This is a genomic window from Coriobacteriia bacterium (assembly GCA_034370385.1).
Lineage (GTDB): Bacteria > Actinomycetota > Coriobacteriia > Anaerosomatales > PHET01 > JAXMKZ01.
The window spans coordinates 1-2,061 of the sequence record JAXMKZ010000052.1 but is presented as its reverse complement, the minus strand read 5'-3'; the positions used below and the strand labels follow the sequence as shown (position 1 = coordinate 2,061).

The 2,061-nt window shown below is 43.5% G+C and carries 4 protein-coding genes; all 4 read left to right on the top strand.

Annotation, left to right across the window (positions count from 1 at the left end; all coding sequences use genetic code 11):
* Nucleotides 1-391: DUF4160 domain-containing protein (locus U1E26_11235; GenBank protein MDZ4170207.1), on the top strand; the 391-nt coding region annotated here is incomplete at its 5' end.
* Nucleotides 392-402: 11 nt separating this feature from the next.
* Nucleotides 403-660, top strand: a complete 258-nt coding sequence (locus U1E26_11230; protein ID MDZ4170206.1) for a DUF2442 domain-containing protein — start codon at nucleotides 403-405, stop codon at nucleotides 658-660.
* A gap of 459 nt (nucleotides 661-1,119) precedes the next feature.
* Nucleotides 1,120-1,422: a type II toxin-antitoxin system HigB family toxin gene (locus U1E26_11225; GenBank protein MDZ4170205.1), complete on the top strand. Its 303-nt coding sequence runs from the start codon at nucleotides 1,120-1,122 to the stop codon at nucleotides 1,420-1,422.
* Between the two features lie 5 nt (nucleotides 1,423-1,427).
* Entirely contained in the window at nucleotides 1,428-1,796 is a 369-nt protein-coding gene (locus U1E26_11220; protein ID MDZ4170204.1) for a transcriptional regulator, read from the top strand.
* Nucleotides 1,797-2,061: the final 265 nt, after the last annotated feature.

Below are 2,061 nucleotides of genomic sequence, written 5' to 3'. Positions count from 1 at the left end.
TCCAGTTGAACGTTTGGTTGAGTTCTGTCGAGAGCTGCCCTATTTGCTGCATATCCAGTTTCCACCTTGGCAAAAAAACGTGGATATATGGATTATGCTTTCTATTTCAATGAGTTATATTTTTTGTCATGTACAGAGGTTTTACGGGATTATTATCCGGATGCTGTTTATGGATACCCAACAACATCACTTACCCCATCTTCATATTGAATATCAAGGCGTGCAAGCTGTGATTTCCATTCCAGATGGCAATCTTCTGGAAGGTGACATTCCCGCCAAAAAATTGCGCATGGTACAGGCGTGGATCGCTATTCATGAAGATGAGTTAATGGCCGATTGGTCGTTGGCAGCAAGTGGTCAGCCGGTATTCCCAATTGATCCTTTGCGCTAAGAAAGCTGGTGATGATTAATGTTAATTCTGTTGAGATTGCGCCTGATTTTGTCTTGCTTCTGACTTTCAGTGACGGCGAGCGACGCTATTTTGATATGAAGCCTTATTTGCACTACCCGGTATTTCGTCGCTTGGAAAATCCTGGATTCTTCTCGTTAGCTCATGTCGATTACGGTACGGTTACCTGGCCTGATGACATCGACATTGCACCCGAAACGCTTTATGAATTTTTTGTTCCGTTTTCTATTTATGGCCGTATAGCCGAATAGGTCGGGTTACGCTGTGTCTCGTTCCCAAGCTCCAGCTTGGGAATGCATACCTTCAAGCTCTGCTTGATGTGGCCTAGCCAGCAAGCAGAGCTTGTGTAAACAATATCTTGCTTGTGCCATGTGCGTTCCTCGAAAGGTTAGCGCCTAAACGGGATTGCTTAGGCTTATGGCTTTAATTTATCGAAAGTTTTGCGGGAAATATGTACAGGTGCTAATTTTCGCCTGGTGCGCGGCGGACAGTGATTTTTTGTTTTTTTGCATCGTTCCCAAGTTCCATCCCAAGCCGGACGGGGTTTACAACCCCGTCCGAAACGTTTAAACCCGTTGACAACTTGCAAAACGTGAGTAACGGGGTTGCAAACCCCGTTACGCTTAAAGATGATCAATACAATTGTTAGCCATCAATTGACAGCAAAATGATAAGCTTGATCAATCCCGTTATGGGACTATAATTGACCTATGAAAATTGTTGCCATAAAAATTCTTCGTGAGTTCTGGGCACTTCACCCTAATGCAGAGCAGCACTTGAAAGCTTGGCTAGATGAAGTCAAAAAAACTACATGGACACAACCTGTCGATATTAAGGCAACGTACCGTAGTGCCAGTATTCTAAAGAATCGTCGGGTTGTGTTTAACATCAAAGGCAATGATTACCGATTGGTAGTGGCAGTTGCTTATCGGTTTGGCGCTGTTTATATCAAGTTCATTGGCACACATGCGCAGTACGATGCCATTGATGCCGAAACTATAGAATTGGAGTAATAATTATGGAAATCCGTCCTATCCATACAGAAAATGACTATAAATCTGTCATGCTTGAAGTTTCCGGCTATTTTGAAAATGAACCTGAACCAGGCACGCTGGAAGGTGATCGATTTGAAATATTGTTAGCCTTGGTAGAGGCTTATGAAGCTAAACATTTTCCCGTTGATTTACCTGATCCCGTTGAAGCTATCAAATTTCGAATGGAGCAATCAGGGCTTACTCCAAAAGATTTAGTGCCTATGATTGGTAGATTAAATAGAGTTTATGAAATCCTGAATCGTAAGCGCTCACTGACCTTGCCTATGATCTGGAAGCTACATAATCAATTAGGTATTCCAGCAGAAAGCCTTATTCGACCCACAATTAGTTGAGGAAAATCAAGAATAACTGGGGTGTCTCGTTCCTAAGCTCCAGCTTGGGAATGCATACCTTCAAGCTCTGCTTGATGTGGCCTAGCCAGCAAGCAGAGCTTGTGTAAACAATATCTTGCTTGTGCCATGTGCGTTCCTCGAAAGGTTAGTGCAAAGACAGGGTCACAAAGACAGGGTCACAAAGACAGGGTCACAAAGACAGGGTCACAAAGACAGGGTCACAAAGACAGGGTCACAAAGACAGGGTCACAAAGACAGGGTCACA

Excerpts from the sequence above, each read along its gene's own strand:
- U1E26_11230 (MDZ4170206.1), top strand. The coding sequence starts at position 403 with ATGATTAATGTTAATTCTGTTGAGATTGCGCCTGATTTTGTCTTGCTT.
- U1E26_11225 (MDZ4170205.1), top strand. The coding sequence starts at position 1,120 with ATGAAAATTGTTGCCATAAAAATTCTTCGTGAGTTCTGGGCACTTCAC.
- U1E26_11220 (MDZ4170204.1), top strand. The coding sequence starts at position 1,428 with ATGGAAATCCGTCCTATCCATACAGAAAATGACTATAAATCTGTCATG.